Raw genomic sequence first — 26,093 nt, 5'->3', positions numbered from 1 at the left:
AAAGAAGGAATTGATCACAAGGTTATCGTTTTCCCTTGTCGTGGCGCCTCTTTAGAAGGATGGCACACAAAAGGCTGATCAGCGCAATCACTGTGGAATAGATTCCAACGTAGATGGTATCTCCTTTTCCGTAGTTGATCAGGAGAGTACAAATAGTAGGGACTAAGCCCGCAACCAAGAAGCTTGGTACATGATATACAAAGGAGATGCCGGAATAACGAACCTCAGTCTCAAAGTAAGAGGACCATAAGGAACTTAACACAGCCCAGATCAGGTTATATGCAATACTCCATCCCAGGACAACTCCGGTGATCGTAACAAACAAGTTTCCATTGCTGAGTTCAATCACTTTTAAGGTTGGGATGCTCAACACTGCAGATGCAATACATCCGATGGCGAAGGTTTTTGTTGTTCCGAATTTCTGCGCACACCAGCCTCCGAACAGTGTGAACGGAATCTTAAAGACACAGGCAACGATGGTGATGATGTAAGTCTGGATCAGCGGCATTCCCAGCCATCCTGTACAGTAGGATAGGATCCAAACAATAAAAATATTATAAAATGTCCCGTCAACCCAGCGGGTACCGCAGCCTAAGAGCAGGGTTTTCCAGTAGTCTTTTACCATCGGGATAAAACCGACTTTATGTTTGATTCCTTCCGCTTCTTCAGCCTCAAGCTTTGCCTGGGCTTTTTTATAGTCTTCGGTTTCCATCATCTTCCCTTTCTGCCGTATGACGATGATGGTTAAGATGATAGCTGCTAAAAATGGCACTCTCCAACCCCATGAGAAGAAAATTTCTTCAGGAAGGAGCAGGGTAGGCACAGCGATCAAAATGGAAGACAAACCGAACCCGATGGGCAATCCGATCTGAGGAATAGCAGAGTAAAAAGCCCGCTTGTTTTCTGGAACGTTTTCATATGCCATCAGGATACTTCCGCCCCATGTGCCGCCGCGGCCAAAGCACTGTGCCAGACGCATAAGCTGTAAGATGATGACGACTCCGACTCCGGCTGATGCGGCGGAGGGGAGGATGCCAATAATGGAGGTGGAAATTCCCATCATGAGCAGGGATGCATACATTGTGACCTTCCGCCCCTTTTGATCTCCGATATGTCCGAAGAAGATTGCGCCGAACGGACCGGCGATATAACCGATCGCAAAGGACATGTAAGACAAGATCAAAGCGGTGGTGCCGTCCCCGGTTGCTGAAAAGAATACTTTGTTAAAGACTGTGCCGGCTGCCGTACCGTACAGCAGGAAGCAGTACCATTGGACTGCGCTTTCAAATAAAGTGATGGCAGCGATTTTTCTAAAATCATTTTTCTTATTTTCCATATGAGTTTCTCCCTTTCTCATCCATACTTTTCATGACTAGTGTCCTTCTCCGTCATAGTATTTAAAGGGCCACGGACCGGAATAATCAGCTTCGGCTGGAATGGTCACATAATGGGTGTTGATCGTATCTCCCTGTAGGTCATGAATCAGGTAAGCAGGGTTTCCAAGGAAGAAGCGGTCTCCACCGCCTTTGAAATTGTCTTTTAATTCATCCGGCGTCACATCTGGACCGTCTTTTCTTCTGAAGTCTACCTCCATCTGCATGGAGACAGAAGGACATGTAACGCATGGAATCCCGTTCCACATGGTAAAAATACTGGTGTGCATATGGCCGCAGCACAAGCGCACGTTTTTGTGTTTTTTCAGAATCTCTGCAAGCCGGTCCGCCTGGTCAAATCCTTCATCCATGGCCGGAAGGCCTGTTACAAAAGGAGGATGATGGGTAAAAACCAGAGTTGGTTTGTCAGGATATTCTGTTATTTTTGTCTCAAGCCATTGGGCTGCCTTGTCAGTCATTCCTCCGGAATGACAGCCTGGCTTGCTGGTGTCCAGCACGATCGTGCGGATCGGATCATCATCGAGGGTATAACAAATGTAAGGTTTGATATCTTCCTTTACAGGCGTTTCAGCCGGAAACATCTCAAGAAAGAAATCGCGTTTGTCATGATTGCCCGGCACAATATAGCAGGGACGGGGAAGCTGGTGTATCTTTTCTCGTATGATCTCGTAGCCCTCCCTGGTGCCTCCGTCCGCAAGATCACCTGTGACGACAAAGTATTCTGGCAGTTCATATTCCTTGAGACTGCAGAAATAGGCTATGGTCTTGTTTAAGGCTGCGATGGTATCTGCTTTTTGGAAAGAGAGCTTTCCGTCACCTCTGAGATGAAAGTCTGAGATCTGAATGATTTTCATATAAATATACCTCCTGCTTAACAATGGTTTTCGGTACTCCGGAGTTAAAAAGAAAAATGATTCATTAAAATTTTAATGAAAAAACATATCGATTGTTTTTAATATAGTGCAATTTTAACTCAATAATGCGTTTATAGCAATTATTTTTATATGTTTTAATGAAAAAACATTAAATTTAATAAAAATATATTTGTAATTTGAACAAATATAACAAAGGAAAAGAGAATAAAATTAAAATTTTAATAATTAGAAAAAGGAGAAATAGTAGTGAAGGAAAATTTAGAAAAAATAGGGATTAAATATTGCGGAGGGTGCAATCCTCTCTTTGATAGAAAGGAGTATGTACAGAATTTGGAGAAAAATATGACAATTCCGGTGGAACTTGCGGTGGAAGGCCGGGAATATGACTTGATTTATGTTGTGTGTGGCTGTCCGGTATGCTGTGCAGATATTTCTGGATTAAGATCCAAAGAGTTTATTTTTGTCGCTGAAAACGGGCGATACATAAAAAGGACGGTGATGACTCAGTAGACAGAATCTGTGTGCTGTTTTTTGGATGTTGTTTGCCGCAGCTCTGTTTTTCAAGCATTTCTCTTATAATCAGTAAAGCTTTGTGCTAGAGTCAAACGAGATAATATACAAAGAAATGAATCAATCAGAGGGGGAAGGCTCATGCCTGGATTAGGAACAGTCATAAATGTCAGTCTCATACTGCTTGGGGGAATCTGCGGGCTTATGTTCGGAGAAAGACTTTCAGATAACTGTAGAGACAGTCTGATGAAAGTAAACGGTGTAGCGGTATTTCTCATCGGAGTCTCCGGAGCCTTAAGTAAGATTTTTGTGATCCAGGATGACACGCTGGCCACACAGGGTACTGTGATGATGACCGTTTCCTTGGCTGCGGGGACGGTCTTTGGCGAGCTATGTCATATTGATTACCAGATAGAACGGTTTGGAATATGGCTGAAGAACCGGTCAGGAAACGCAAAGGATGTTCAGTTCGTGGAAGGATTTGTGACGGCAGCATTTACTGTGTGCATAGGAGCCATGGCCGTCATCGGATCCATTCAGGACGGGGTGTCCGGTGATCATTCTATTTTGATCGCAAAAGGGGTCTTGGACTTTGTGATCATACTGGTCCTGGCTGCGGCTATGGGCAAGGGATGTATCTTTTCAGCCATTCCTGTGGCGGTTTTCCAGGGAACGATTACTTTACTGTCAAATTATCTTGCGCTGATGATTACGGACGGAGCCATGGATCATATATCTCTTGTGGGATCTGTTTTGATTTGTTGTGTTGGCATTAACCTTGTATGGGACCAAAAGATCAGAGTGGCCAATATGCTGCCTGCGGTGGTCATTGCGGCGGCATGGAGCTACATATTCTGAAAGAGATTGAGGTAGTTTATGAGGGAAAAAAATAACGATTTAACACAGGGGTCTATTTTTAGGGGGCTTTTTCTTTTTGCCCTGCCTCTGCTGGGCAGCAGTCTGATTCAGCAGATGTACAATACTGTTGATCTGATGTTTGTGGGAAATATTCTGGGAAAGGAGGCCTCGGCAGCTGTCGGCTCTACCAGTCTGCTTACTGTATGTATCATAGGATTTTTTAACGGTATGGGCACCGGCGTGGGAGTCATCACTTCTCAATACTTTGGGGCAAAGCAGAAACAGAGTCTTACAGATACCATTCACACTGCGGCAGGTCTCACCATTGTCTTATCTGCGGTTGTTATTGTTTTCGGATGGATCGCCTGTCCGGTTCTGCTGAAATGGATTAACATCCCCGACAATATTATGGGGCTGGCGCTTACTTACATCCGTATTTATTTTCTCAGTGTTTTTTCCATTGTAAGTTACAATATCAGCGCAGGGATTCTGCGGGCACTCGGCAATTCCCGCTCACCAATGACTTATCAGCTGATCGGAAGGATCGCAAACGTTTTTGCAAACGCATTTTTTATGTGTGTACTAAAGCTGGGGATCGCGGGAGCAGCGCTTGCCACCTTGCTCTCCCAGACCGTAGCTGCGGTTTTGACCCTGCGCCACCTTTGCATGCTGAACGAAGAATACCGCCTGAAGTTAAGGAAGATCCGTATTATACCATCCATAGCGAGAAGAATATTTATCATCGGTATTCCCGAGGCGGTCCGTTCTATGCTGATCACATTAGCCAATCTGATCGTACAGTCTCAGATCAACATGTTGGGAGTGGACAGTATGGCCGCCTATGCTGCGTATTGTAAAGCGGAAGGCTTTTTATATCTCCCCCAGTGGGCGGTAGGGCAGGCAAATACCACTTTTGTTGGGCAGAATCTTGGCGCTGGCAAGGTAGAGCGTGTAGAGAAAAGTACGCGCACCGCTTTGGTCATGGGAATCGGCATTACTATGGCTATAAGCGCTGTTGTGCTAATTTTCCCACATCAGGTATTCCGTCTATTCTCCAATGAGCCGGATATCATAAGCCTTGGAGCGAAGATTGGGCAGATGACCTTTGGTTTCTACTTCCTATATGCGATTGTGGAAGTACTGTCCGGGGCTATCCGGGGAGCGGGAAAGAGTACGCCGCCGATGGTTGTCTCTCTGATCAACATGTGCGGTGTGCGTCTGATCGTTTTAAAGGTTGCTCTGATGTTTATACCTACGGTCAACGGCATTGCCATTGTGTTCCCGATCACCTGGGTTACAACGAGCTTATCTATCGCTCTCTATTATAAGAGTGGGCGATGGAAAAACTCATCTGTAGTAAACCATAATAAAATAGAAGCTGTAAAAGCAGAAGAGTGTTGAAAATAAAGTAAGAAGGAAAAGATCCGGCAAAGCGTCGGTTTCCGGGCTGTCGATACAGAAGTGTCGACAGCCTTTTTCATTCCATAGGAAAGTTCTGCGAACCTCCCTATGGAAGAAAAAAGCCCTCCGGTTTGATGAGGTTGGGTAAATGAAAAGTAGGATCGGCGCAAAGAGAGGCGGCAGAGCCATATTTAGAATGCACTGGTTTGATAGATGAGCTAGAAAGGGTTTATGTAATATGGAGTGTGAGATATACCTGATGAATACAGAAAAGTTCTGCGGTTTTTGTAGGAGTGAAGCGAAATGTCAAAAACCGCAGAACAGGTAAAAAGATATATATAAATGTAATCGAGATGATATGTTAAGCAGAAGGAGGTTTAAAGTGCCATTCTGTATATTTCCATAGCGATTTCTTTTGTGAGTTTTACGAAGTTTCCGTGATCCGGAGCTCCGTGGAACATGCTGTCGGCAAGTTTAGGAACATCTTCTTCCTTGCCTCCGATCTCGCTGATGGTGGTCGGCATTCCGATCTCTTTGATAAATGCCTGGTAACGTTCGATACCTTCCAAAGCTGTCTTTTCAGGATTCTGGAAATCCATCTCGCAGCCCCAGACTCTGACAGCAAACTGTGCGAATCTCATAACGTCTTCTTTCATAGCGTATTTCATCCATGATGGGAAGAGGATTGCCAGGCCTGCACCATGAGAACATCCGTAAGTGCTGGAAAGCTCATTTTCCATGTGGTGTGTTCCCCAATCCTGGGCACGTCCGGTACCTGTGATATTGTTATGAGCAATGGTTGCAGCCCACATGATGTTGGCGCGTGCTTCATAGTTTGCTGGATCATTCATGGCTCTGCGGCCTTCTTTGATCATACACAGCATAACGCCTTCCAGCATACGGTCTGTCAGTTCTACATCCGGAGTTTTTGAGAAGTAGCGTTCCATACAATGAGCGATGATATCAGTGATACCGCTGGCTGTCTGGTATGGAGGAAGTGTTGTGGTGAGTTCAGGATTCATGATAGAAAACTTAGGGCGGAGAATATCGCCGTCAGCGCATCTCTTGTACATACCGTCTTCATGTGTAACGACAGTATCTGTGGAAGCTTCGCTTCCGGAAGCCGCAAGAGTTACAATGGTTCCTACCGGGAGAGCTTCCTCAACAGCTTTTCCAGTGTAGAAGTCCCAGAAATCTCCGTCATAAGGGACGCCAAGCGCAATAGCCTTAGCAGAGTCGATGACACTGCCGCCGCCCAGTGGAAGCATAAAGTCAACGTTTTCTTTTCTGGCCATTTCAATGCCTTCATAGACAAGGCCGCTCTTTGGGTTAGCCTCTACGCCGCCTAGTTCAACATACTCAATGCCTTCAGCGTCGAGAGAAGCTTTCACCCTGTCCAAAAGCCCGGAACGCTTAACGGAACCTCCGCCGTAATGCAGCATAACCTTATGTCCGCCGTATTTTTTTACTAACTGTCCGGTCTGGTTTTCTGTCTCTTTTCCAAAAACAAAATATGTAGGGCTGTAAAAAGTAAAATTATCCATTATGGAACCTCCTTATATGGTCAATCATTATCTTAAAATCATTATAGATCAAATACCGGAGGAAGGTTTTGCTGTTCATCTTTTCTTCTTTGCCAAACCTCGTTTTATCGTAATGAGTGCTGTTAATTACGGAAATCTTTAATGTCAATTTTATAGCGCTTGATGCGGTACTGGAGGTTCTGTCTGCTCATTTTTAAAACCTGTGCGGACTTTGAGATATTGCCTTCATTCTCCATTAGAATCTGGCAGAGTGTATTCCGCTCAATATCCTGCAGCTTGTTGTGCAGAGAGTGGGAAGGCTCAGGTTCTGCGGCAGCTGCGGACAGGGAGGAGATATCTTCTTCTGTCAGTAGGTTCTGGGGGATATATTCGGAGGTGATCAAACACTGATCCTCCGGCAGCATGATCACGGCGTGTTCCATGGCATGCTGTAATTCCCTTACATTTCCAGGCCAGCTGTATGTGTTGAAGATCTCCAGAGTGATCGGGTCAATACCCTTAACACACTTCAACAGCTTGCTGTTAAAACTCATCATAAAATGCGTGGCAAGGAGAGCGATATCCTCTTTCCGTTCTCTCAGCGGAGGGATATTGATATTGATCACCCCAAGACGGTAAAATAAGTCCTGGCGCAGCTTATTTTCGGCAATGGCCTGATGGGGAGGAATATTGATGCAGGAAAGAACCCGTACATCCACTTTTATCTCTGTAGATCCTCCGATCCGCCGGATGATGCCGTCCTGGAGGACACGCAGCAGCTTGGCCTGCAGTGAGATATTCATGGAATTGATCTCATCCAGCAGGAGTGTGCCGTGGTTTGCCTGTTCAAAAAAGCCGGGCCTGTTTTCCGCACCGGTATAGGCGCCTTTGACGGAGCCGAAGAGCAGGCTTTCCAAAAGATTTTCTGGAAGGGCGGCACAGTTTATCGCCAGAAAAGGCCCGTCAGAACGGTTACTGGCATTATGAATACTCTGTGCGAACAATTCCTTTCCTGTTCCTGTTTCACCGTAGATCATAACGGAAGAGTCAGTCTTGGCGACCTGTCTGCATTGGTTGATGACTGTCCGCATAGGAGAGCTTACAAAAATAATGTCATCAAAAGTATATCTTGCGGACAGGACACTTTTCGTTTTGTTATTGCCGGAAGTATAATGGAGCAGTTTTTCCCGCAGGTCAATGATCTGTTTGTGGAGGTCATTGACGGTGCTCCAGTCTTCCACAATATTAAACGCGCCTAAAACCTGTCCGTCTTTGATGACAGGATGGGTATCCGCAACCGCATCCACCTGTTTGCCGTACTTTGTTGTGTAGCGGTGGCGGTGGTTGAGGATCGGGCGTCTCTTTTGGAGTGTTTCTGGAAGTGCGCAGTTTTCTTCGCCGTTCATAGTATATACATCATTCACACATTCGCCTAGGACATTTTCCGCCACAAGGGAATCCAGCCTGACTGCTGGGTTGTTGAAGAAACTTAAGCGGCTGTCAGAATCACACATGACAATGCCCTCTTTGATCTGGTCAATGACACTGGTCATCATTTCAAGCTGGTAATCGTTTGTCCCGTCGCGGAAGACGATGAGTCTTGTGTGTTCCGGCAGGCTTATGTTCTGCGGAGAAGGCTGGCGGAGCAGATATTCCCCGAACTTTATATTAATATAAATAGAATCATCCTTTTGTTCACAGAGGGGAAGCGCAAATTCAGGGACAGAGTTCCCTGTAAGTTTCCCATTTCCGTGGAGAAGACGGTCACCGGTCATATTGATTGACAGTATTGTATTATCCTCAGAAATCAACATAGCTCCCAAGCCATACTGAGACAAAACCTCTATTAATTCCTCATGGTTCATCGGTGTACCTCCCTGATTTATAACCCTGATCAACTGGAAAAAGGACAGGATCAACAAACGATGCGAGCTTGATCCTGTCACTTTTGTTTATGCTATTATTTTAAATATTTGAGAATTTTTAGTCAATAGCCGAATCGGATTTTTTAATACCGGCAATGATCTTTGCTAACTCTTTTTTATTCTGGAGGTTGCTCTGACGGGAAATCATAATGCGCTGAGCCTGCGGAGATCCTGCGCCGTGCATGGATTCTGTACGGTATCCGACAGCGGCTGCGCCAAGGCATATGTTCTCAAGGAAACGCATGATTTTCTGGCGGTCTTCTGTGGAGACACCCTCATGGGCCGCAAAGTACTTGTTGCAGATCTCTCCAATGGTCTCTCCATTGCGGCCTGCAACAGTAGCTGACTTGAAGTCTTTTTCGGAAGGCATGGTCACCATCAGACCGCCGGCGATATCTTCTGCAAGGCGCACGATCTCATATGGGAAACGGGTAACGTTCTGTTTACAGACGTTTGCCAGGAGAAGGTTGATCTGATAATTTCCGGATTTTGTCGGACAGCCTTCACAGGAACATGCGATACCGCAGGAAAACAGTGTCTCATTGAGATGAGTCATCTCGATCAGTTTATCTTTGATATGGGAAGCCTTCTCAGCGCCGTTGTACTCTGCGGCTAAGGCAGCGGCACCGATCACCACATCACCTACACCGACTTTGCATCCGCCGTAGCTCTGGCGGTGGTATCCGGCGAAGCGTTCTACCATCATACCGGAGAAGTCATATTCTCCGTCCATAAAAATATATTCATTCGGGATAAATACGTCATCCAGGACAACCAAAGCCTCCTGGCCGCCGAATTTAGGGTTTCCTACGTCGATGCAGCCTTCTTCCATTTTTCTCGTATCACAGGACTGGCGTCCGTATACCATGTAGACCCCTTCTGCGTCACTTGGACATGCAAAGGAAACGGCATAATCTTTATCTGCCTCTCTCATGGCAATGGTAGGCATCATAAGGTGCCAGTGAGAATTGATGGAACCAGTCTGGTGAACCTTAGCCCCTCTGACTACGATACCGTCCGGACGTCGTTCTACCACATGGACAAACATATCTGGGTCCGGCTGGTCATGAGGTGCCTTTCCCCGGTCTCCTTTTGGATCTGTCATAGCTCCGTCGACTACCAGGTCATTGTCCTGGACGAAAGTGAGAAACTTTTTAAAATTGTCGTGATAATGTGTGCCGTATTTTTCATCCACTTCAAAGGTTGTGGAAAATACAGCGTTGAAAGAGTCCATTCCCACACAGCGCTGGAAACAGGAAGCTGTCTTCTGTCCCAGGAGACGCTGCATTTTCACCTTTTTCACTAAGTCATCGGTGGACTGGTGAAGATGATTGAACCGGTTGACTTTTTTCCCGGTGAGATTGGAAGTGGCTGTCATCAAATCTTCACATTCTGGATCATGGGCCAGGTCATAAGTCATCATGATGCTGTTGATAGATGGTCTCACCATAGGGTGATCTACCCAGTTTTCTATTTTCTCCCCAAACATATATACACGGGTGTTCAGTTTTCTTAAGCTTTCAACATATTCTTGTCCTGTCATTAATGCCATAATGGAACCTCCTTAATTAAATCGGTTATTTGGAACATACATCTTTGCAGAAGAAGCCTCCTGCAAAGATGCGATAAGTAGTTATTGATTATCTGCCATGGCAAGATAAGATTCGTAGCGTTCCATTGCATCTCTTTCTGCCTTGTCATACAGTTCCTGGGCTTTCTCAGGGAATGCAAGTTTCAGAGACGCGTAACGGCTCTCGCCCATGAGGAATTCCTGGAAATCACCGGTCGGTTTTTTGGAATCGAGGATGAATGGATTCTTTCCGTCCTTCTTTAAATCCGGATTGTACCGGTACAGATGCCAGTATCCTGCGTCAACGGCTTTCTTTTCTTCCATGATGCTCTGACCCATACTGGCTTTCATATGGTGTTCGATACATGGGCAGTAGCAGATGATCAATGAGGGACCGTCATATGCTTCCGCCTCGCGGATTGCCTTTAAGGTCTGGTTTGGATTACCGCCTAATGCAACCTGGGCAACATAAACATATCCATAGCTCATGGCCATCATACCAAGGTCTTTTTTCTTCGTGTCTTTTCCGCTTGCCGCAAACTTGGCAATGGCAGAGGCAGCTGTTGACTTGGAAGCCTGGCCTCCGGTGTTGGAGTAAACTTCAGTATCCAGAACAAGAACATTGATATCTTTGCCGGAAGCAAGAACATGGTCCAGTCCGCCGTAGCCGATATCGTATGCCCATCCGTCACCGCCGAAGGCCCATACACTTTTCTTTGTGAGGAATTCCTTGTTGTCCCGGATGAATTGTGCTTCTTCGCTGTTGTTATCCTGAATAGCGGAAAGAAGTTCATCACACACTTCACGGGTCACTTCCGGGTCTTTGCCTTTCTCAAGGTATTTCCTGCAGGCATCCGCCGCAACCCCTTGTTCCATTAACGTCTGTACTTTATCTTTCAGCTGGTTCTTGATGGCTTCCTGTCCCAACAGATATCCGTAAGCATACTCTGCATTATCTTCAAATAATGACATTGCCCAAGCAGGACCGCAGCCTTTTTTGTCCACACAGTATGGAGAAGAAGGAGTGGAACCGCCGTAAGCAGAGGAGCATCCGGAAGCGTTGGTGATATACATTCTTTCTCCGAACAGCTGGCTGACAAGTTTGATATATGGAGTCTCTCCACAGCCTGCACATGCACCGGAAAATTCAAAATAAGGTTTTGCGAACTGGCAGTTTTTGATAGAACAGCTGTTGACTGCATCCTTTTTGATCTCCACTTCCTCAACCGCATAGGTCCAGCTGTCTGCTTCTTTAAGCTGGCTGTCTAACGGTTTCATAACAAGAGCCTTTTCCTTTGACGGGCAGACATTCACACAGCTTCCGCATCCGGTACAGTCATACGGAGATACCTGAATACGGAACTGATAGCTTTCAAGTCCTTTTCCAATGGCTTTCTTTGTCTCAAATCCATGGGGAGCTAAAGCCTTTTCCGCATCTGTGACAAGGATTGGGCGGATCGCAGCGTGCGGACATACGAGAGAGCACTGGTTACACTGAATACATTTTTCAGCTTCCCACTGAGGAACCTCTACTGCAGCACCGCGTTTTTCGTATTTGGATGTGGCAGCAGGCCATGTTCCGTCTTCCAGACCGTATTTCACCATCTGGGAAACAGTGAGGACATCCCCTTCCTGGCGGTTCATTGGTTCTACAATCTCTTTGATAAATTCCGGTACGTTCTTTTCGACAGCCTCATCCTGTGCTGTAAGCCAGCTTTCAGGGATCTGGATCTCATTGAGCTCATTAATACCGTGTTCAATGGAAGCGGTGTTCATATCAACGATTGCCTGGCCTTTTTTCTTAAAGTAGGATTTATAAATCGCATCCTTCATCTCAGTCACAGCCTTATCAATCGGAATGACACCGGAAAGTTTAAAGAAAGAGGCCTGTAAAATTGTATTGGTCCTGTTTCTGAGTCCCAGGTCACGGGCGATACTGATGGCATCAATGGTATAGAATTTCGCATGTTTTTCTGCGAGAGAGCGTTTCATGGACGCAGGAAGGTTTTTCTCAAGCCCTTCAAGATCCCATCCGCAGTTCAGTAGGAAGGTTCCTCCATCCTTTAAGTTATGTACCATGTCGTATTTATCCACATAGGAAGGATTGTGGCAGGCCACAAAGTCGGCTGCCTGGATCAGATAAGGTGATCTAATCGGGTTCTTTCCGAAACGCAGGTGAGACTGTGTAAGTCCGCCTGATTTTTTGGAGTCATATACGAAATATGCCTGGCAGTACAGGTCTGTGGAATTACCGATGATCTTAATGGAGTTCTTATTGGCTCCGACGGTTCCGTCTGATCCCATGCCCCAGAACTCCGCACTGGTCTCGCCTTCCGGAGTTGTATCGATTTCTTCTGGAACTGGTAGGGAAGTGAAAGTCACATCATCCACGATTCCAACGGTAAAGTTGTTTTTCGGTTTATCCTGTTTCAGATTCTCATAAACGGCCAGTATCTGTGCAGGTGTGGTGTCTTTTGAACTGAGGCCGTAGCGTCCTCCGACGATGGTCATCGGGATGTCCTCTTCCTTAAAGATTGTACAGACGTCCTGGTACAGCGGCTCACCCATGGCTCCGGGTTCTTTTGTCCTGTCCAGAACAGCAATCTTTTTCACTGATTTTGGGATTGCCTTCAGGAAATAATCTGCTGCAAAGGGGCGGTACAGGTGGGCATTGATCATTCCAACCTTTTCTCCGTTTGCGTTCAGATAATCAATGGCTTCCTTAGCCGTCTCTGCGCCGGAGCCCATCAAGATAATGATGCGTTCTGCATCCGGTGCTCCGTAATAATTGTATAGATGATAGTCACGGCCGGTCAGCTTGTTGATCTCCTGCATATAGTGTTCAATGGCATCCGGCATCTGAGCAAGCTTTGTGTTCAGAGCTTCACGGCACTGGAAGAAGATATCCGGGTTTACGGTGGTTCCTCTTGTTGCCGGGTGTTCTGGATTCAGGGAATTCTGGCGGAATGCCTTTAACGCATCCATATCAACCAACGGGCGGAGGTCTTCATAGTCAAGTGCGTCAATCTTCTGAATTTCGTGGGATGTTCTGAATCCGTCAAAGAAATGCAGGATCGGCATTCTGCAGTGGATCGTAGCCAGATGTGCAACTGCGCCTAAATCCATAACTTCCTGAGGAGAAGAGGATGCCAGCATTCCGAAACCTGTACTTCTGACGCCCATAACATCGGAATGGTCACCGAAAATAGAAAGCGCATGGGCGGAAAGCGTACGTGCGGAAACATGGAATACACTCGGAAGCATTTCTCCGGCGATCTTATACATATTCGGGATCATCAGGAGCAGTCCCTGGGAAGCGGTGTAAGTCGTTGTCAGGGCTCCAGACTGAAGGGAACCGTGGACTGTACCGGCAGCACCGCCTTCAGACTGCATTTCCACCACTTCAACCGGCTGGCCGAAGAGGTTCTTTTTACCATTGGCAGCCCATTCGTCTACGAACTCGGCCATCGGTGAGGATGGGGTGATAGGAAAGATTCCGGCAACCTCGGTAAAGGCATATGAAATATATGCAGCAGCCTGGTTTCCATCCATCAATGCGATTTTTTTGGACATTATAGATTACCTCCTTGTGAATCATTATTAAAAAATAGTAATATTGACAGTTCCTTGGCCCTGTGTAACAGGAATTTAATGTTAAAATAATGCATGTATAAGTTTGAAATGCATGCAATTTAAGTGATTACATACAGAATAGATTATGAGATTCAAATTGTCAATGATGAATATAAATAATCTTTAAGCTGAAAATTTGGTAAAGATGTATAACAGAAATAATTTGATATGTAAAATTTTGAGGTGTATACTTAAGCTTAAGAATGTATATAAGGAGGTGCTACTATAAGTTCGCAAAGTGAAATAGCCTATGAGAAGATTAAAGATATGATTTTTCACATGGAATTCCTGCCAGGGATCAAGATTTCTGAACCGCAGATATCCGAGAGGTTATCCATCAGCAGGACTCCGGTGCATGACGCACTGCGCAGACTGGCTGCGGAGGGATTGGTAAAGATCGGTACGAACCGAGGAGCGGCAGTGGCTCAGTTCACCGATGAGGAAGTGAGAGAGATCGGAACGATCCGGCTGTCCCAGGATATCCTATCCGCCCAGCTGGCGGCTTATTATGGCAGTGCGGCGGATTTTGAGCAGCTCTGCCGTCTGGCCGATGTCTGTGAGGAGGCAGCTGTGAAAGGTGATATCTATGGCCGTATTAAGGCTGACAACGATTTCCACCTGGAGATATCCAGAGTATCAGGGAATTCCCATCTGTATAAACAGCAATATGCCATATACCAGCAGGTTCATTTGATACAGATCTCAAAGTATACGGATATTGAGGACAGCCTGATCCAGATCCACCACCACGTACCGATCATTGAGTCCATCCGCAATGCGGATCTTAAGGAAGCGGCCAGGCTGATCTGTGATCATATTAAGGACTTTTACCGGCTGGACCCTTATCTTATGAAATGTTATGGGTACAGTCAGGATGCTGAATGATATCCATAGTTCAACAATGTACTGTCAACAATAGAAGAATTTAAGAAGTGAGGCATTTGAGAGATATGTCAAAGATGAACAGCCAGTTGGAAGAAGAAAACGGCTCCAAGCTGACAAACCGCCAGCTTCAGGCGCTGGAGACAAAAAACAAAATATATAATGCGGCGGTCACTGTGATCAATGAGAAAGGATTTCATAATACCAGCATCGAAGATATCACCAGTTACGCCGATGTTGCCAAGGGGAGCTTTTATACCCACTTTGAATCAAAGGAAGCCATTGTCTTTTATACGTTTCAGCAGTCCGATGAAATGTATAATAAGGCATTTGCCCAGATTAAGGATGAAGATTTCCTGGATATGATGATTCATTTTGTAAAGATCTCTTATACAGAATATGAGAAGAGAGGCAAAGGGATCATCAAGGCCATTGTCTCAAGTTATTTTACCTTTACAGACTATAATTTCTACAGTAAAGACCGTGACTTGATGAAGTGCCTGAACAAGATCATAGAGAAGGGAAAAGAACAGGAAGTTCTGGATATCCACATTCCCACGGACAGATATGTAAACCTGCTGCTTTCAACTTTAGTCGGCGTTGAGGTGATGTGGTGCCTGGATGACCAGGGGAACAGTCTTGCGGATATGATCGCGGACGCCGTCAGGATCACCACAGTTGGAATGATGGCAAAAAATTAGGGTTATGATTAGAAATAAAATCGAGAGAAAGAGAAAGCTGTGAATCAGAACAAAAAATCTGGTTCACAGTTTTTTTGCTGTTTTGCACAAGAAAATATTTTTATTTTGGTTGTTTTTACGCTTTACAAATTGGATAAAAATTAATACAATGAATTCAAGTCAATGAACTTAAGTCAATGAATTAGGTTCATAGAAAATGTATCAAGTTAATTATATGCACTGGAAACAAAATTAAAGGAGGAAAAACAAATGGATATGAGTTATTTAAAGGATAAGCCGATCGCGATCCTTGGCTGTGGCGGAGTTGGTAAAACAATGGCAGGTGACTGTGCTTTGGCAGGGGCAAAGGTGCGTATCTGGGAGCAGGAAGCCTTTAAAAAGAACTTTAACAACATGGAGAGAACAGGGATCAAATTGACAGGTAACCAGTTCAGCTACTATGGCTTTGAACGCCGTGGTACAGCTCATGTTGACCTTGCCACAACAGATATGGCAGAGGCAGTAAAGGGAGCAGGTATCATCGTGATCGCTACAGTAGCTATGGCTCATGAACCTATTTTCCGTGAATTGATCCCATTGCTGGAAGACGGACAGGTAATCCACATTCTACCGGATAACTGTGGTACATTTATTTTCAGAAAAATCATGCGTGAACTGAATTGTACAACAAAAGTGATTGTAGGTGCATGGTATACAGCTCCTTACGGTGTCCGTATTGTAAAACGAGGTGGAGTGACAACGAATGAATGTAAGGTAGAAGACCGTATCACAACCATCCGCGGTGCTGCGCTTCCTCATACAGATACAGAAGCCTTCATTGAATCCGCAAATTACATACCAGCTCTCGACGCAGTGCGCACAGGAGACGGATTCGTTACAGGTGAGACTGTCATCGATGTAAACCTTTCCAATGTAAACCCTGTCATCCACGTACCAGGAACTGTTCTCGGAGCAGCAGTTATGCAGAACTTTGATACAGTACTCGGACAGGATAAGAAAAACTACTCTCTCTACGGATTTGCTCTCTGCCCTGCCATCGCTGAAGTGCAGGCAGTGTTCTGGGAGGAAGAAAAGGCCCTGGCCAAAGCAATGAACGTAGGTTTATGTACTGTTAATTATGAGGACTTCTTCTCACGGACAACAATGTACGGCAAAGAATACATGGGACCGGACTTTGCAGTGCCGTTTGAAGAAAAATATGAAAACTTCTATGGTGACGGACCATTCGACTTAGAGAACCGTTATATTACAGAAGATGTACCGGTAGGCTGCTACCTGATCCAGCAGTTAGGTAAAAAATACGGTGTGGCTACACCGACTGTTGACAGCATGATCTATCTTGCCAATGTTATGATCAAACGTGACCTGATTGCAGAAAGCAAATATACTTTGGATTACCTTGATATCGGACATATGAATGATGAACAGCTCCAGAAATATATCCGTGAAGGTGTCTATACAGAAAAATAATTAGAGTCACAATTGAGAAATAATGTGAGGCTTGATTCGAATATTGATTGATTAAACAAGGGCGCATTTCACATATGCTGGATGTATTCGGTAGAAGCAGGCAGAAAGAAATGCGCTTTTGTCATTTGAGTAGGAAGTTGTTTTGCAGATCCGGTGCAAAATAGTTTGCAGCCTATGGAACTGGTGCAAAATAAATTTGCAGGCAGGTGCCAGTACAGATTTCTAAGCCCCGGCATCGGGAAAAGCTTTTGATCAATTCGTAAGGTTTTTACTACAGATTTCCACTTGTTGTACCCAGAAGTGTGAATATGAAGTGGTTTGGCACGGGTTTTGCTATGTTATGAAGTAAAGCGATATCATGTATCTCATATTTTCAGGGAGGGTTGTGAAATCTTATGGAAACAAACTATGAAGGAAAAGATAAAAAGGGTATGATTCTCCGGTTGGAGAGAAGCTCTATCTATGACGGAGATGGATTCCGTACAGTAGTTTTTCTAAAAGGATGTCCTTTGCGCTGTTCGTGGTGTTCAACACCAGAGAGCCAAAATTTTCAGATGGAAGAGACTGAAACCAAGACATATGGGCAGGAGATGACAGTAGAGCAAGTCTTAAAGGAAATACGAAAGGATATTCCGTTTTACTTTCATTCCGGAGGGGGCCTGTCAGTTTCCGGAGGCGAAATGCTGTGTCAGCCAGAGTTCTCCCGCTGTTTACTACAGCAGGCAAGGAAAGAAGGCATAGACACCGCAATTGAAACAACCCTTTTTGCACCGTGGAAAACGGTCGAACCGATACTGGGGCATGTTCGTACAGTGTTTGCAGACCTTAAGTTTATGGACAGTGATTTACATAAAAAATACTGCGGCGTAGATAACAGGCTGATCCTTAACAACTTTTTGAGAACCAATGACTGCAGCACACAATTTGATCTGATTGTTCGGATACCAGTGATACCTGGGGTCAACGACTCAAAAGAAGAGCTTAACAGAATGGGAGATTTCTGTGCACAGTTAACACATCTTGACCATGTGCAGCTGCTTCCGTACCATCGGCTTGGGAGCGATACCTACCGCAAATTAGGGCGGCCGTATGAGCTGGAAGGCCTGCTTTCGCCGTCGGTAGAGCATATGGAAACATGCAGGGCAGTGATCGGACAATATGTCAGCAAAGTGATTTGAGAGTGATAAGGAGGAAATTATGATGGATCAGGCTATGAATATTCAAATGTTCTATGAGTGCCGGGGAGAACATTCACATGATTATATGCAGATTCTTGTTCCACTTCAGGAATCTATGAGAATTAATATAGAAGACACAGAGTTCAATGTGACTTCCCAGGAGCTGTGTTTTATTCCAGAGGGAATGAAGCATGAGTGTAATTTTTGTGGAAAAATGCTGGTTCTCAACATGGAAGATTCATCTAATAACAAGGATATGTTATTCTTGACCAATCCAGTCATTGTACCGATGCAGGGTCAGATCCTGCAGCTGGTGGAACTGATCCAGACAGAGATCAGACAGAATCCCCAGAGTAAATCGGTGCACTTTCTTTATGATTTTCTTTACAGCAAGCTGATGGAGAATCATGCACCACCCTCTATCCAATACATAAGTGAACATTATGATCTGTCTATCACAGTAAATGAACTGGCGGAGATCGAGCGATATAGTGTAACATATTATAATGATTGGTTTAAGCAACAGACCGGTGTATCTCCGGGAAATTATCTGCGCCGGATCAGGATTGATAAGGCCAAAGAGTTACTTAAGAATACGGAATTCAACGTGACAAATATTGCGGTCATGGTTGGATATGGCAGTAATTCAACGTTTACAAGAGCTTTCCGAAGCATCACAGGAATGACTCCGAAAGCATACCGGGAGAGTTTTTCCATCAGACTCTGTCCGGAAAAACAGCTGGAACGACGCAGCAGTTAATGTATACGGAGGGAAATAACCACTCACCACGAAGGGAAGCTTTTATATAACAGTGGGAGGTTTATATGGAGACAGATAAACAAAAAGGCAAGATTTATAAAGAGGTTTTAATCGTTTTAGGGGCACTATTACTGATCGAGATCATTTTAGGCGTGTTTTTTACAAAACAGTTCGGAGCCGTTATGTCAAATATGATATATTTGGTTGGAGATAATTTCGGTTGGTGGATCAATCTTTTGGCAGTCGTCATCGTAGTCCTGGGGATTGTATTTGTGATCTTTAAGTATGGTGATGTTGTGATCGGAGGAAAGGACGCAAAGCCTGACTTTACAAGATGGCAGTGGTATTCCATCTCTATCTGCGGAGGTATTGGATGCGGCTTGCTGTTTTGGGCAATGGGTGAACCGATCTTCCACTTTATGGAACCGCCGATCGCAGCAGGAGTTACGGCACAGAGCAGAGGAGCGGCCATATTTGCAGTCAGTCAGGCTATGTTTGACTGGTCATTTGTGCAGTACTTTATTTATGCACTTCCTGCGGTAGCTTTTGCACTGCTCACATTTAATTATCAAAAAGCATTATCGTTTTCACCGGTAGTGGAGGCAACATTTAAGAAAAATAAGAGATGGCTGACCACACTGCTTCATATCCTCTGTGGTTATGCTGTAGCCAGCGGATTGTCAAATTCCATGGGAGCAGGATTGATGCAGATCTCCGGAGGCATCAATGCGGTATTTGGCATCAAGCAGACTCCTGTTTTGTATCTGGCCATTACGATTATGGTAGCGGGATTTTTCATTTTTTCCTGCCTTACCGGAATCAACAAAGGATTGACCTATGTGTCAAGTGCCTGCATGGTGGCATTTATCGGTCTTATGATCTATGTGCTGGTCGCAGGTGATGCACAGTTTATCGGCAAGATAGGGACGGAGTCCATGGGAGATATATTAAATAACTTCTGGTCCAAGATCACGTTTAACAACACGCTGGTCCCATCGGATCAATGGGCAAACAAATGGAGTATTACTTACTGGAATTCATTTTTCATCTATGCTCCTGTGATCGGTATGTTCCTTGCACGTATGGGAAAAGGACATACGGTCCGCGAATTTATCTTAGTTGAGATTCTTGTACCATCCTTGTTCTGCTGTTTATTTATCGCGATCTTCGCAGGTACGATTATGAATATGCAGACCAGCGGTATCGTGGATGTCTGGGGCAAGGTTCAGGAACTGGGAATGCAGACGGCGCTGTATCAGGTGCTTGGGGCAATGCCGGGAGGCAAGATCGTACAGTTCTTCTTCCTTATCACAGTCTGTATGTCATTTATTACACTAGCAGATCCGAATACTTCAGCGTTATCAACACTGTGTGTACATGGACAGGAAATTGATTCAGAACCGCCGAAGCTGTTAAAGATCATTATCGGCATTGCGGTATCCGCAGTTGCTTATCTGCTGGTGGTGTCGGGCGGAATGGATGCGGTAAAAGGCCTGTTGAATGTAGGCGGCCTGCTGATGACCATACCGACCATATGGCTGTGCTTTATGATATTTAAGCTATGTAAGCCGCTGCTGAATTCCAAGAGCCACAGGATGAAAGATATACCGTGCTGTGATGAGGTCGAACCGCCGACAAAAACACTTACGACAAAAATGAAAGGGCTGGGCCTGGTGGTAGATGACAGTCCCGCAGAGAGTCAACAGGGAACTGAATAAATAGGAACATTATAATGATATTCACGAAAGGAGCATTTAGGAATGAAAAAAATGACGAAAAAAGCGGCGGACAGAAAGTTTAAACTCGGCATGCACAGCTACACGCTTCATCTCAGTGGACTGGGAGAGAGCTGGGGATTTCAGAGTGAGGGGAAGACTTATGCCTTTGAAAAGGTGATTGATCTGGATAAATTCATGGATCTGGCGGTGGAGGAAGGACTTGAAGTTTTACATATTACTTTGGTGGATCTGGACAAGGACACTTCACCGGAACATCTGGAAGCGGTAAAAGAAAATGCCAAGAAACACGGCCTGGATTTAGAACTGAATGTATCGTTTAATGCACCATCTGATCCGAGAGTCAACGCAACCATTGAAGAAGCGCTGGAAATAGGACATTCCATCGGAGCCACGCTGGTCAAATTCAGCACTGACGTAGAGCATCCGCACCCGATTTCCCATTCCTGCATGTGTCCGGAGGCTATGACTCAGATGGCTGAGATCGTGAATAACTTTAAAAAGAATATCCCAACTATCGAGAAATACGGCATGAAGATTGCCATTGAAAACCACTGTGATCTGTTTTCCGACGAAGTCATCTGGATTGTGGAGCAGTTGAACCATCCACTGATCGGTGCCTGCTGTGATACGATCAATTCATTGGTAATGTCTGAGGGTGTGAAAGAGTGTGTGGATAAGATGGCTCCATATTGTTACTGTGTGCATTTCTGCGATAACCGCGTATTTGCTGACCCGGACGGAACCCATTCCCTGGGATGTGCCATCGGAGACGGAGACATTGACGTGGTTGAGATCATGAAGATTCTCCGGGAAAAAGCACCGGAAGAACTGGACACCATTGATCTGGAGATCGAACTCCCATTGTCAGGTTATACTCTGGAGGACGGACGGAAAGAAGAGATCACAGCAATGCGAAAGAGTATCAAGTATATGAAAGAGGTTCTGGGAATCGGCACCACAGAAAAATAATAAAATCTTAATATATAAATGGAGAGCGGTTGGTGGTTACACCGGCCGTTTTCTATGCTGTAAATGATTTAAAAATTGGGGAAATTAAAGTGAAAGAAAGATCTGAGAAGAGCAAGTATCTGAAAATAGACCTAAACAGAGAGGCAATCAAAATACTGGCACTTACACTTTCAGCTGTCCTGACAGCTGTTGATACGAAAACCTTTATTAATACAGGACATTTGTATCCGGGCGGTGTGGGCGGAGTCACGCTGCTAATCCAGAGGGTGGCTGCACAGTATTTTGATGTGAGTATCGGTTATATGCCGGTCAATATTTTATTAAACGCTGTACCTGTGTACATAGGATTCCGTTTCCTGGGAAAACGATTTACAGCTTACTCCTGTTATACTATTGTGCTGGCATCTGTCATTACGGATATGATACCGTCCTACGTGGTTACCTACGATATCCTGCTCATCAGCATTTTTGGGGGATTGATCGGAGGATTTGCCAGTGTGCTGTGTCTGTGGGTGGACGCAACGGCGGGAGGAACTGATTTTATTTCCATCTACTTGTCAGTTAAGAGAGGAATGGATGCATGGAATATTCTTTTGGGATTTAATATTATCATCCTGGCGGCGGCCGGGCTGCTGTTCGGCTGGGATAAAGCTCTTTATTCAATCATATTCCAATATGCTTTCACCCAGATCATACAGGCTTTGTATCACAAATATCAGCAGCAGACGCTTTTTATAGTGACAAAGGAACCGTATAAAGTCAGCCAGGCTATTTATGATGTGAGTTGTCACGGGGCAACCGTTTTAAGCGGGACGGGTTCCTATGAACAAAAGGAGCGGAATGTTGTGTACTCCATCGTATCGAGGGGAGAGACAAAACAGATCATGAATGCCGTAAGGAAGGTGGACCGGGAGGCCTTTGTGAATGCAATCCGGACAGAACAGGTACGGGGATATTTCTACCAGAAACCGATAGAGTGAAATTAGATAATACGAAAAATATAAAGGCGGATAATATTATGAAGGAATCAAAAACGGACAGCGGCATGTTACATAATTTCTATGAGTCCCTTAACCAGTCCTATCGGACAGGAGATGTGCAGGGGATTGAGAAATTTTTGATGGATTATGAGGAATGCCTCTTGGAAAGCAAAAGAAACAGGGGAATGCTTGTGACAGTATATAATGAACAGGGATCTTTTTACCGGCAGACCGGCAGATACCACCATTCTATAGAAGCTTTCCGTAAAGCGCAGGACGAGATTGTGTTCAGTCTGGGCACAACTTGCACGGAATATGCGGCCTTGGTCAATAACATGGCAGGAACCTACCGGCTTGCCGGACGGCACGATGAGGCAATACGGTTATTTCAGGATGCGGTCCGAATCTACCGGGAGGCTGGGGAAGAAGGCAGTTATGCCTGTGCCAATGTTCATAAGAATCTCTCGCTGGCCTATCAGGAGACAGGAAAGACGGAGCCTGCTGTCAGCCATTTGAGACTGGCCCTTGATCTGGTCAAAGACACAGAAGACCACAAGCAGGAGTCCGTGGTGATCTACAGCAACCTGACAGCCCTTTACCACAAAGCAGGGAGCACTTTAAAAGCTATACAGTGTATGGACCAGGCGCTGCAGAATTTTGAGCGATACTGTGGCATAAAAAATGCATACTATGGAGCATCACTGAACAGCCTGGGAGGATTTTTGTGTGGGCTGGGCGAGTATTCCCGGGCAATTGAGGTCTATAAAAAAGCGGCTGACTATACCTTAACCTGTTTTGGCCCGAATGCAGACTGCATCAGTTCTTACCAGAATATGTACTGGGCCTATATGCATATAGGAGAGAGGACCAACGCCGTTCAGGCACTGACTGCTTCGGCGGAGGTCTGCCTGAAGCTGTTTGGCCCTGAACATGAGCACACCATAACGATCCAGAACGAACTGATGAGGATCACGGGCAGAGAATATTCAGAGTATTGACTTAGATGCAAAAACTATTGCGGTAACTGCAAATAAACAACTGAAAATTTTGCACTTTTATTATTTAAAATTGACTATTCGTGGAGATCTATAAAAATGTCTGATAAATAGACTGGTCAAAAAGTAAGGAAACATCCCATTTTACGGCCTTCTCTAATTTATCTTCAAAAAAATATACTAAAATTCTAAGATTGGCACAGGTTTTGCTCTTTAACTGAGTGTAAAGAAAAATCGGAGAAAACAGATAAATTTTATTAGGAGGTAAGTAAAAATGGCAAAAGCATATTTAAACAGGATTGAAGCTTTAAGAAAACGTTATTTTGAAACACGTGTAGATATGGACGTATATAATGCAAAATATTTGACAGAAGGTTTTAAGGAGTCAGAGGGACAGCCTTGGATCATTCAGAAAGCTGTTGGATTTAGGAATCAGTGCCTTAAGAAAAATATTTATATTCTTGACAATGAACTGCTGGTGGGCGGTGCCGCATTCAAACCGCGTGCAGGCATCCTATGTGCGGACAGCTCCTGTTCTATATTAGACCGTGAGCTTGATACGATCAGCACACGTGAGTTTGACCCCTTTTATCTCAGTGAAGAGGGAAAGAAAATATTTAAAGAAGAGGTTTCCGACTACTGGAAAAATAAATGTCTGCTGGACCGCTGGCGTGCCATGGCTCCGGAAGACATGGAGATCCTCAGGGACAGCGGAATGATCTACATCGACAGAAAAGCGGTACGCGGCTATGGCGAGACTACACCGGGATGGACCACACTGCTCAAAAAAGGTGTGGGCGGCATCAAGAAAGAGGCAGAGGAAAAGCTTGCACAGTTGGATGACTCAAAAGTTGGTGATCTGGAAAAGATGATCTTCCTGAAAGCTGAGATCATTGCTGCGGAAGGTATCATCGCATTGGCAAACCGTCATGCGGATCTTGCGGAAGAGATGGCCGCAGAATGTACGGATGAAAAACGAAAAGCAGAACTGTTAAAGATAGCAGAAGTAAACCGCAGAGTACCGGAACATCCGGCGCGTAACTTCTACGAAGCGGTTCAGTCTATGCTGACCTATGAATATGCGATCTATATGGAACAGAATGCGTCCTCTTATAATCTCGGAAGGATCGACCAGTATCTGTATCCGTTCTACAAAGCAGATATGGAGGCAGGCATCCTCGATGATGACGGAGCACAGGAGCTTCTGGACTGTATGTGGATTAAAATAGCGGAACTTTCCCTGTTCCAGGATGAGGTGACCGCACAATTTGCGGCCGGCTACTGCATCACTGTCCAGGTTACGGCAGGAGGAATCGACCAATACGGCAATGACGCGGTAAATGAGCTCTCTTATAAGGTCATTCAGGCAACCATGGATGTGCGCTTAAAAGAGCCGAACATGTCCATCCGCTATAATATCGCTAAAAATCCAGATTCCTTCCTTCACAAAGCGGCAGAGGCTATCCGTATGGGTCTGAGCATGCCGGCAGTATACCACGACGATGCGGGAATCCGCATGCTGTTAAACAAAGGCGTACCTCTCAGCGAAGCCTGGGATTGGAATCCATGCGGCTGTGTGGAGACCAATCTGGAAGGGCGCATGAAGCAGTACACCGATATGGCGGACATCAACATGGGCGGTATCGTGGAAATGGCACTGAACAACGGCGTCAGCAGAAAAACCGGAAATCAGGTTTCCGTTCAGACAGGAGATCCAAGAGACTTTAAGACATTTGAAGAATTCTTTGAGGCTGTAAAAGCACACATCCGCTATTTTGTAGATGTTGTCGTATCCGGAGATCAGCTTTTAGATTACCTGAGCATGAATTACCGTCCGGTGCCGACACTTTCCCTGATGTATCCTAATTGTATGGAAACGCTCACGGACTATAGCAGCGGGGGAGCAAAATATAACTGCGGCGGCGGTGTGATCACAGTGGGCCAGGCAGACATTATAAACTCCATAGCGGCAGTAAAATATCTTGTATATGATGAGAAAAAGATCACCATGGATGAGCTCTGCAAAGCATTGGATGCGAATTTTGAAGGCTATGAGGAAATCCATCAGATGTGTATGGATGCTCCGAAATACGGAAATGACGATGAACGCGCAGACTTCTGTGTAGGTGAAATTTTCACATATGTCACCGACGAGTTTGAAAAATATGATACAAAATTTGGCAAGATGACAACTGGAATGCTTCCGGTATCCGGAAACACACCGATCGGAGCATGGGTAGGAGCCCTTCCTTCCGGGCGGTATGCTGGAACTCCTCTCACCGACGGAATCGGGGCAACAGGAGGAACCGACATCAACGGGCCGTCCGCACTGCTCAAATCCGTAAGCCACATCCCTCATGCAAGGTTTACACAGGGAACGCAGCTCAACATGAAGCTGGAACCTTCTATGCTCCAGGGAGAAGAAGGGCTGCACAACATGATGAATATGTTGAAGACCCAGTGTACCCTTGATATCTATCACTCCCAGTTTAATGTGGTGGATAAGGAAATCCTCATGGACGCGCAGAAGCATCCGGAAAACCATAAAGATCTGCTGATCCGGGTAGCTGGATATACAGCTTTCTTCGTGGAACTAGGCAAAGAAGTACAGGATGAGATCATCGGACGTACAGAAATCGGTGCCTGGAATGGCTGCAGTGCAGCAAGTTAATAAATGATAGACGGCAAAAAGGCCTCCTGTAACGGGAGGCTTTTTTGTGTCATAGGAGA

Annotated in this window: 19 protein-coding genes; 13 read left to right on the top strand and 6 right to left on the bottom strand. The window is 45.2% G+C overall.

Annotation, left to right across the window (positions count from 1 at the left end):
* Positions 1-22: 22 nt before the first annotated feature.
* Both AR1Y2_RS15240 and AR1Y2_RS15235 read right to left on the bottom strand, forming a co-directional pair.
* Positions 23-1,336, bottom strand: a complete 1,314-nt coding sequence (locus tag AR1Y2_RS15240; RefSeq protein ID WP_137329741.1) for an MFS transporter — start codon at positions 1,334-1,336, stop codon at positions 23-25.
* A 36-nt stretch (positions 1,337-1,372) separates the two neighbouring features.
* The gene (locus tag AR1Y2_RS15235) at positions 1,373-2,248 is read right to left on the bottom strand and encodes a phosphodiesterase (RefSeq protein WP_137329740.1); all 876 of its coding nucleotides are present in this window, start codon (positions 2,246-2,248) and stop codon (positions 1,373-1,375) included.
* Positions 2,249-2,515: 267 nt separating this feature from the next.
* Between AR1Y2_RS15235 and AR1Y2_RS15230 the strand changes: the two genes are divergently transcribed.
* The 3 genes from AR1Y2_RS15230 to AR1Y2_RS15220 all read left to right on the top strand — a co-directional run bounded on the left by AR1Y2_RS15230 (position 2,516) and on the right by AR1Y2_RS15220 (position 5,038).
* Complete coding sequence (locus AR1Y2_RS15230) at positions 2,516-2,779, top strand: hypothetical protein (RefSeq protein ID WP_137329739.1); 264 nt, start codon at positions 2,516-2,518, stop codon at positions 2,777-2,779.
* Positions 2,780-2,920: 141 nt separating this feature from the next.
* Positions 2,921-3,637: a DUF554 domain-containing protein gene (locus AR1Y2_RS15225; RefSeq protein WP_137329738.1), complete on the top strand. Its 717-nt coding sequence runs from the start codon at positions 2,921-2,923 to the stop codon at positions 3,635-3,637.
* An 18-nt stretch (positions 3,638-3,655) separates the two neighbouring features.
* Positions 3,656-5,038, top strand: a complete 1,383-nt coding sequence (locus tag AR1Y2_RS15220; RefSeq protein ID WP_137329737.1) for an MATE family efflux transporter — start codon at positions 3,656-3,658, stop codon at positions 5,036-5,038.
* Between the two features lie 377 nt (positions 5,039-5,415).
* On the opposite strand, the gene AR1Y2_RS15215 is transcribed toward AR1Y2_RS15220, so the two are convergent.
* From AR1Y2_RS15215 to nifJ, 4 genes are all read right to left on the bottom strand, one after another.
* Positions 5,416-6,582: an iron-containing alcohol dehydrogenase gene (locus AR1Y2_RS15215; protein ID WP_137329736.1), complete on the bottom strand. Its 1,167-nt coding sequence runs from the start codon at positions 6,580-6,582 to the stop codon at positions 5,416-5,418.
* A gap of 122 nt (positions 6,583-6,704) precedes the next feature.
* Positions 6,705-8,426: a sigma-54 interaction domain-containing protein gene (locus AR1Y2_RS15210; protein WP_137329735.1), complete on the bottom strand. Its 1,722-nt coding sequence runs from the start codon at positions 8,424-8,426 to the stop codon at positions 6,705-6,707.
* A 118-nt stretch (positions 8,427-8,544) separates the two neighbouring features.
* The gene (locus tag AR1Y2_RS15205; RefSeq protein WP_137329734.1) at positions 8,545-10,038 is read right to left on the bottom strand and encodes a 4-hydroxyphenylacetate 3-hydroxylase family protein; all 1,494 of its coding nucleotides are present in this window, start codon (positions 10,036-10,038) and stop codon (positions 8,545-8,547) included.
* Positions 10,039-10,119: 81 nt separating this feature from the next.
* Positions 10,120-13,629 carry a pyruvate:ferredoxin (flavodoxin) oxidoreductase gene (gene nifJ / locus AR1Y2_RS15200; protein ID WP_137329733.1) on the bottom strand — a complete coding sequence of 1,170 codons (3,510 nt, stop codon included), beginning with the start codon at positions 13,627-13,629 and terminating at the stop codon, positions 10,120-10,122.
* Between the two features lie 327 nt (positions 13,630-13,956).
* Between nifJ and AR1Y2_RS15195 the strand changes: the two genes are divergently transcribed.
* The 10 genes from AR1Y2_RS15195 (at position 13,957) to AR1Y2_RS15150 (ending at position 26,034) form a co-directional block, all read left to right on the top strand.
* Positions 13,957-14,574, top strand: a complete 618-nt coding sequence (locus AR1Y2_RS15195) for a GntR family transcriptional regulator (RefSeq protein ID WP_243118780.1) — start codon at positions 13,957-13,959, stop codon at positions 14,572-14,574.
* Between the two features lie 65 nt (positions 14,575-14,639).
* Positions 14,640-15,272, top strand: a complete 633-nt coding sequence (locus tag AR1Y2_RS15190; RefSeq protein WP_137329731.1) for a TetR/AcrR family transcriptional regulator — start codon at positions 14,640-14,642, stop codon at positions 15,270-15,272.
* A 255-nt stretch (positions 15,273-15,527) separates the two neighbouring features.
* Positions 15,528-16,742 carry an NAD/NADP octopine/nopaline dehydrogenase family protein gene (locus AR1Y2_RS15185; protein ID WP_330554796.1) on the top strand — a complete coding sequence of 405 codons (1,215 nt, stop codon included), beginning with the start codon at positions 15,528-15,530 and terminating at the stop codon, positions 16,740-16,742.
* A 395-nt stretch (positions 16,743-17,137) separates the two neighbouring features.
* Positions 17,138-17,920 carry a glycyl-radical enzyme activating protein gene (locus AR1Y2_RS15180; RefSeq protein WP_137329729.1) on the top strand — a complete coding sequence of 261 codons (783 nt, stop codon included), beginning with the start codon at positions 17,138-17,140 and terminating at the stop codon, positions 17,918-17,920.
* A gap of 19 nt (positions 17,921-17,939) precedes the next feature.
* Entirely contained in the window at positions 17,940-18,680 is a 741-nt protein-coding gene (locus tag AR1Y2_RS15175) for an AraC family transcriptional regulator (protein ID WP_137329728.1), read from the top strand.
* A 65-nt stretch (positions 18,681-18,745) separates the two neighbouring features.
* Complete coding sequence (locus tag AR1Y2_RS15170; RefSeq protein WP_137329727.1) at positions 18,746-20,398, top strand: BCCT family transporter; 1,653 nt, start codon at positions 18,746-18,748, stop codon at positions 20,396-20,398.
* Between the two features lie 42 nt (positions 20,399-20,440).
* Positions 20,441-21,388 (top strand): sugar phosphate isomerase/epimerase family protein, encoded by a 948-nt coding sequence (locus tag AR1Y2_RS15165; RefSeq protein ID WP_137329726.1) that lies wholly within the window; start codon positions 20,441-20,443, stop codon positions 21,386-21,388.
* Positions 21,389-21,477: 89 nt separating this feature from the next.
* On the top strand, positions 21,478-22,368 hold the full coding sequence (locus AR1Y2_RS15160) for a YitT family protein (protein ID WP_243118779.1): 891 nt from the start codon (positions 21,478-21,480) through the stop codon (positions 22,366-22,368).
* Positions 22,369-22,406: 38 nt separating this feature from the next.
* Positions 22,407-23,366, top strand: a complete 960-nt coding sequence (locus AR1Y2_RS15155; protein WP_137329725.1) for a tetratricopeptide repeat protein — start codon at positions 22,407-22,409, stop codon at positions 23,364-23,366.
* Between the two features lie 271 nt (positions 23,367-23,637).
* Positions 23,638-26,034 carry a glycyl radical protein gene (locus AR1Y2_RS15150; protein ID WP_137329724.1) on the top strand — a complete coding sequence of 799 codons (2,397 nt, stop codon included), beginning with the start codon at positions 23,638-23,640 and terminating at the stop codon, positions 26,032-26,034.
* Positions 26,035-26,093 lie beyond the last annotated feature (59 nt).

The organism is Anaerostipes rhamnosivorans, assembly GCF_005280655.1.
Classification (GTDB): Bacteria; Bacillota; Clostridia; order Lachnospirales; family Lachnospiraceae; genus Anaerostipes; species Anaerostipes rhamnosivorans.
Note: the sequence above shows the minus strand (reverse complement) of the source record. Positions and strands in the feature narration are given on the sequence as shown.